This is a genomic window from Epilithonimonas arachidiradicis, from assembly GCF_003610695.1.
Taxonomy (GTDB): Bacteria; Bacteroidota; Bacteroidia; order Flavobacteriales; family Weeksellaceae; genus Epilithonimonas; species Epilithonimonas arachidiradicis.
In genome coordinates, this window is record NZ_RAQH01000012.1 from 108,010 (window position 1) to 114,675 (window position 6,666).

The 6,666-nt window shown below is 35.3% G+C and carries 6 protein-coding genes; 3 read left to right on the forward strand and 3 right to left on the reverse strand.

Annotated features, from left to right (window positions below; translation table 11 throughout):
- Positions 1-42 precede the first annotated feature (42 nt).
- The 3 genes from BXY58_RS16345 to gldD form a co-directional block, all read right to left on the reverse strand.
- Positions 43-1,878, reverse strand: coding sequence for a hypothetical protein (locus tag BXY58_RS16345; RefSeq protein ID WP_120214943.1), 1,836 nt, complete (start codon positions 1,876-1,878; stop codon positions 43-45).
- 58 nt (positions 1,879-1,936) lie between these two features.
- Positions 1,937-2,857, reverse strand: a complete 921-nt coding sequence (locus BXY58_RS16350; protein ID WP_120214944.1) for a PfkB family carbohydrate kinase — start codon at positions 2,855-2,857, stop codon at positions 1,937-1,939.
- 149 nt (positions 2,858-3,006) lie between these two features.
- Positions 3,007-3,564, reverse strand: coding sequence for a gliding motility lipoprotein GldD (gene gldD, locus BXY58_RS16355; protein WP_120214945.1), 558 nt, complete (start codon positions 3,562-3,564; stop codon positions 3,007-3,009).
- Between the two features lie 513 nt (positions 3,565-4,077).
- Between gldD and BXY58_RS16360 the strand changes: the two genes are divergently transcribed.
- From BXY58_RS16360 to BXY58_RS16370, 3 genes are read left to right on the forward strand one after another with little or no spacing between them, the layout of a single operon-like run.
- Positions 4,078-4,944 (forward strand): sigma-70 family RNA polymerase sigma factor, encoded by an 867-nt coding sequence (locus tag BXY58_RS16360; RefSeq protein ID WP_072998255.1) that lies wholly within the window; start codon positions 4,078-4,080, stop codon positions 4,942-4,944.
- 56 nt (positions 4,945-5,000) lie between these two features.
- Complete coding sequence (locus BXY58_RS16365) at positions 5,001-5,462, forward strand: hypothetical protein (protein ID WP_120214946.1); 462 nt, start codon at positions 5,001-5,003, stop codon at positions 5,460-5,462.
- Positions 5,462-6,595, forward strand: coding sequence for an FAD-dependent monooxygenase (locus tag BXY58_RS16370; RefSeq protein ID WP_120214947.1), 1,134 nt, complete (start codon positions 5,462-5,464; stop codon positions 6,593-6,595). Before BXY58_RS16365 ends, BXY58_RS16370 begins: the two co-directional genes overlap by 1 nt.
- The last annotated feature ends 71 nt before the right edge of the window (positions 6,596-6,666 follow it).

Below are 6,666 nucleotides of genomic sequence, written 5' to 3' on the forward strand. Positions count from 1 at the left end.
AATTAGGATTATCAACCAATTCTGCTGTATTTTAAATTATAATTATTTCTTAAAATTTTTATTCAGTTCCGCCATAAAAGATGGCTGGATCTCAACTTTTGTTTTCGCACGTTGATCGGCCAGTGTTTTTTGCAAGAATTTTTCGGTTACAGCATCTGTCATATCTTCTTTTGCCTCATCCAATGTCATCTGCTGTTCCGGTAGTAGTTCGTCAATGGCAACAACCACATCTCTTCCGGAGATTTTTGTCAGAAAGGTTCCTTTTTTAAAAGGCACATTATGTTTTTTGAAGATATCGGCGCTTTCCTGGATTTTCCCTTCTTCAAAGTGAACAAGAACCTGGTTTTTATCATTAACCTGATTTTTATATTTCTCCTTCAATGCAGTCCATTTTTTAGGATCTTTCACTTCCTTTTCAATTTCTTTTACCAATTGGGGATCAGAGATCACGGCAGCTCTGGATTCAGCTCTTTTTTCCCAAACAAATTTGGATTTGTTCTGATTATAGTAATCTGTATAAAGCTGAGGATTGTTTTTCACACCTTCTTTCAGATATTCTGAGAAAATATACTCTGAGTATAGATTTTTCTTAAGCTCAGTTAATTCCGGTTTCACATCAGGAAGATTTTCAAAATTCTTCGCATAAACGCCGATCACATATTGATCTGCTTGATAATCCACAAGATCTGCCCATTGAGAAGTCGGGATCAGTTCCAAACTTTTATATTGCGCATCAATGGCTTTTTTCAGATCTTCATAAGTTACGCTGTTTTTACCGTAAGTGAAAAGTACTGCCTTTGGATTTTTAGGATTAAGATAACTTTGATATGATTTTTTGATCTCATCAAAATCTTTAGTTTCCGCAAATTTATCCTGAGTTTTTAACCAGCTAACTAATTTGGAAGTCGCTTCCTCACCATAACTTGTCGCCAGCATCTCTTTTTGGAAAAATCGTCTGTTGTCGTCCGTTAATTGGTAAGGCTCGATGTTATAAATATTGAAAATAAAATATTTGTCGTTGAACAAAATCGGTTCTTTGGTATAAAAATCTTTTTTCTGGCCTTTCAAAGCATTATAAACTTCGTCCGGCAAAATAGGCGATCCCATCACTGCGCCACCAGAATTTTTTTCTTCCTCAGTCGCGCCAAAATCCTTCACGACAGCCTGGAATTTTTTGCCGGATTCTAATTCTTTATAGATTTTGGCTTTAGTTGCCTCATAATTGTCATCTTTTGGAATCGATAATACACCGAAAATCATATAGCCAAGACTTGGTCTTGTTCCAACTACTTTTGCAAAAGCAACCACATTCGGTTTATCTATAAATGATGTATAAGAATTGACCGGTGCATTTTTGATCTGTTGGTACAATTCATAATCCAACATTCCTGGCTTTACATAAAAGGCTTTTCCGGCTTCCGGATTAGCATTCTTTGCTAAGAAATCTTCCATCTTCATTTTTCCCGACTTCACTTCATTATAAAGTGCTTTATAATCAGTCTTGTCATCTGCTTTTTTTTCCTTGATGAAAAGTAAAACCTGAGTTTCTGTTTTGTTAGAATTCACAAAATCCTGAACCAACGGATCTATAATAGATTTTGGATAGAATTTTTGTTCTCTCAGTTCAGACAATTTCTGATTAACTGTGTTAACAAAAAAATTAAGTGTATCCGCTTTTTTCTCTTTTGCCAATTGCTGCAACAACAAAAATTCTACTGTCGCGTTCACAGATTTGTCGGGCCCAGTTTGTTCCAAACCATATTTGTTATCTCTCATATAATCTTTGACAGAGATGCTGTCTTTCCCAACTATAAGATATTGAGAATAAGCTAACTGAGAACTAAAAGCTAATAAAACCGGAAAAAAAATCTTCTTCATTTTGTATATTTTGAATTTATAACACTTTTTGGAGTGATAAATTGGGATAAGGTTAAATTTATATCGCGGACTCGAAAGAAGTCAACTCTTTGAATTGATGAATTCTTTCGCTCAACTCTTGTTTTGTAACAGCCTGGATTCTTTCTGTTCCGAATTTCTCAACTGTGAAAGAAGCCATTGCACTACCTACGATAATGGCAGTTTTCATACTTTCAAAACTGAAATCGCCTTTCTTTGTTAAATAAGATGCAAATCCACCAGCAAAAGTATCTCCGGCTCCGGTTGGGTCAAATACTTCTTCCAAAGGCAATGCAGGAATGGCAAACACTTTTCCCTCGTGGAAAAGCAATGCGCCATGCTCTCCTTTTTTGATAATCACGTATTTTGGTCCCATTGTGTGAATTTTCTGCGCTGCTTTTACTAATGAATATTCTCCTGAAAGCTGTCTTGCTTCTTCGTCATTAATTGTAATCACATCCGTTTTAGCAATTACTTTCATCAGGTTATCCCAAGCGATGTCCATCCAGAAATTCATTGTATCAAGGATGACCAATTTTGGCTGGGTCTTCATTCTTTCCAAAACCGAAAGCTGAACAACCGGATCAAGGTTTCCCAGCAAAAGAACTTCAGCATCAGCAGAATGTTCCGGAACTTTCGGATCAAAATCAGCTAAAACATTAAGCTCTGTAACCAAAGTATCTCTGGAGTTAAGATCATTATGATATTTTCCACTCCAAAAAAAAGTTTTACCATCTTTTACCATTTCCACACCATCAACATTGATATTTTTAGAAGTCAACATATCAAGATATTCCTGTGGAAAATCGCCTCCGATGACAGAAACCAAGCTAACTTCTGTTTCCAAAGCCGAAGCCGCAAGACCAATAAAAGTGGCTGCACCGCCAAGAATTTTATCTGTTTTTCCAAATGGTGTTTCGATGGCATCAAATGCTACAGTTCCTACTGCTAATAATTTCATATTTTAAGTTTTTGTCGGAAGCGGAAAGTCCGTTGTCCGAAGTTTTTTTAATTGTTTATATTTTGTCAGAAGTCGGAAGACCGCTATCTGAATTAATTTTTAATTTTTGTAGTTTACGAATTGAAATCTTCTGTCATATTATCCTCAGGCTACTTTTTCCATTCAAAAGAATCGATCAGATGTAATAGATCCCTCTTGATATAATCTACAGCCGGCGCTAATGAATCTGGTTTCGGGCGAGAATTGAAATACAAATTCCCTGTTACAAAATGTCTTGTGCTATCCGTCACAAAAAACTGAATGTTCGACGCTGTTTGTCCTTTCAGTTCATAAAAATTGCCGTAAATTTTCCTTTCCGGATAAGAAAAAGTTTTGGTGTCTATAGAGCTTGCTTTGATCGTATGCTCGTAAACCATTTTTTCCACTTCTTTCACATGTAGCTGAAAATCATTCTTAATCGGAAAATAGGTGATGAAAATATTAGCTTTCATCTTCGGATAAGACAGATTGTACCAGCAAGGCTGTTTTGCATCTTTGATATTCGCGAAATCCGAATAATCAAAAGAATAATTGCAGGGTGAAGAAAAATTCAGATATTTCGGATTGGGATATTCCAGACGCAGGTCTCCTTTTGGCTTTGGAACGGGTTCTTTGCCACAGGAAAATAACGATAGACCAACAAAAATTCTGATCAGATTTTTAAACATTCGGCAAAAATAACAATTAGAATCGATACAGAGAATTTTGAAAACGTAATTTTTGTTAAGAATAATTGATTTCCAGAGAAATGTGTGGTTAAAATCTTTATTGATTAGTAATTCTCACTGATTTTGGAGATTTTGCTGATTATTTTAATTGTTCATTACAAAGTCTTCGACTCCGCTCAGACTGACAATTTTTTATTAATGAGATGAGTATTACAGATGTTACAATGATCGGAATCGAAATTTTTTTTATAAGAATAACAAGCCGTCAAATTTTTGTAGAAAGTTCTGATTATTTAGAACCTCGCAGCCCGGCTTGAGCGGAAATCCTTTTTACGCAGCGGAGCGGAGTGAAAAGATTGGGAGTGGAAGGCGGATTAAGCTGCCCAAATTATCTTAATCTGTTTTAAAATGCGTTAAAATTGGACTTTAATCTGATAAAATTAAAATATTTGTAACCTTTTTGATGTTCTCATCGTATAATATAATGCAACCTAATAGAATGAGGTTTTTATAATGAGACAATTAAAAATTACAAAACAGGTTACCAACAGGGAAACCGCATCACTAGACAAGTATCTGCAAGAGATTGGAAAAGTTGAATTGATCACCGCTGACGAAGAGGTGGATTTGGCTCAGAGAATCCGCGCCGGAGACAGAGCTGCATTGGAAAAACTAATCAAAGCTAACTTGCGTTTCGTGGTTTCGGTTTCTAAGCAGTATCAGAATCAGGGACTTTCTCTTCCGGATCTAATCAACGAAGGAAATCTTGGACTGATGAAAGCGGCGAAAAGATATGATGAGACGAGAGGTTTCAAATTCATCTCTTATGCTGTTTGGTGGATTCGTCAATCGATTTTGCAGGCTTTGGCTGAGCAGTCGAGAATTGTAAGATTACCTTTGAACAAGATTGGTTCTATCAACAAGATCAACAAAGCTTATGCTCATCTGGAGCAAGAGAACGAAAGACCGCCTTCTCCGGAAGAGTTGGCAGAAGTTCTGGATATGAGCGAGGAAGACATCAAAGAATCTATGAAAAATAGTGGTCGCCACCTGTCAATGGATGCGCCGCTTGTGGAAGGTGAAGATTCTAACCTTTATGACGTTTTACGTTCTGGTGAATCGCCAAGTCCTGATAAGGATCTGATGTTGGAATCTCTACAAATCGAGATTGAAAGAGCATTGAATACTTTAACTCCAAGAGAAGCGGATCTTGTAAGATTGTATTTCGGTCTTAACGGAAAACACCCGATGACATTGGAAGAGATTGGTGAAACTTTTGACCTGACGAGAGAAAGAGTTCGCCAGATCAAAGAAAAAGCCATCAAAAGACTGAAACATAATTCCAGAAGTAAGATTTTGAAATCTTATCTTGGTAAATAAGATTTTTGATGATAAATTAGAAGCAGGTTTTTTAGCCTGCTTTTTTATTTTTAAATATGGTTGAAGTTAAAAGATTCAAATTTGCGTCTAATTTAGACTTTGTTTGTCAGGGTTTGAAAGATAAAGGAATATTGTTCGAAGCCGATTGGGAAAACAACATTCTTTATTGTAAGGAAAAAGACAAGCACAATGTTTTTGATTTTATAAATAGTTTAAATCTTGATGAAAATGATGTTGAAGTAGATGAATCTATAATTGATGGCTATAAAGAATGGAATAAAAACATGTATAATCCTGGATATTATACTGGAGGAAATATACCTTTCTTTGATAAAGAAAAAAACAATTATGCCCTTTATGGATTTATAACTATTATATCTGGTTTAGTTTGCCTTATAGAAATTGTTAATGCAAATAAATTTAGAAAATCAGTTTTTTGGATTTTATTTTTAATAATATTTTTAATTTCTTTTTCATTATTCTATCAACATTACAAATTTAAGAGATCTAGAAAATAATGAATTCAATCTCCATCATCGGTGGCGGAATTGGCGGTTTGACTTTAGGCAATTTTCTAAAGCAGCAAAACATCGATTTTAAAATCTATGAAAGTGCACCGGAAATCAAACCTGTCGGCGCAGGCATTGCAATGGCCGGAAACGCAATGCAGATTTTTGACAAACTAGAGCTGAGAGAAAAAATCGAAAATGCCGGAACTAAAATGCATTCTCTGATCATTACGGACAAAAAACTGAAAACCATTTCGAAAACCGATGTTCTGAAACTTGAAAGCAAATATAATGTTTGCAATATCGCCATTCACAGAGCGGATTTACAGAGAATTTTGAGCGAAAATATCTCAGAACATATTATTCTGAATAAACGGCTTTCGAAAATTGAGAAGAAAGAAAATTACCATTTGACTTTTGAAGATAAAACAGAAATTGAAAGTGAAATCGTTTTTGGAGCTGACGGTGTAAAATCTTTGGTTCGAAATCAAATTTTAAAATCAGGCGAAATCCGAAATGCCGGACAGAAATGCTGGCGCGGTATTCTACAAACCGAAATCCCTGAAAAATACAGTCACAACGCTTATGAAATGTGGGGAACAGGAAAACGTTTCGGATTTGTGAAGGTCAGAGAAAATATTTTGTATTGGTATGCTCTGGTGAATGAAAAATTTTATTCTGAGGAAATTGATTTGTTAGAAGAATTCAGAGATTTTCATCCTGACATTTTGGAAATGATTTCTAAAACTTCCAAAGACAAAATTATTCTGAATGACATCATCGACATCAAACCAATGGATAATTGGTCAACAGAAAATCTTTGTTTAATTGGTGACGCAGCCCACGCAACGACGCCGAATATGGGACAAGGCGGTTGCCAGGCGGTTGAAGATGCTTATGTAATTGGAAAATTATTAGAAACAGAAAAAGATTGGAACAAAGTTTTTCATCAATTTGAAAAAATCCGAAAAGAAAAAGTACATCACATTGTTAACACAAGCTGGACAATCGGAAAGATTGCACAATGGGAAAATTTTACAAGAATCAGAAATTTTATTTTTAGAATGCTCCCGGAAGCTGTGAACCAGAAACAGATGGAGAAGATTTTGAAATTGGAAGGTAGCGTCTCACTAACTGTGTAAGTTAAAAAGTTATTCTGAAAAATTTTTGAGCCCTCTAAAGCTCAAAAATAATTTTCGGAAATAACTTTTTA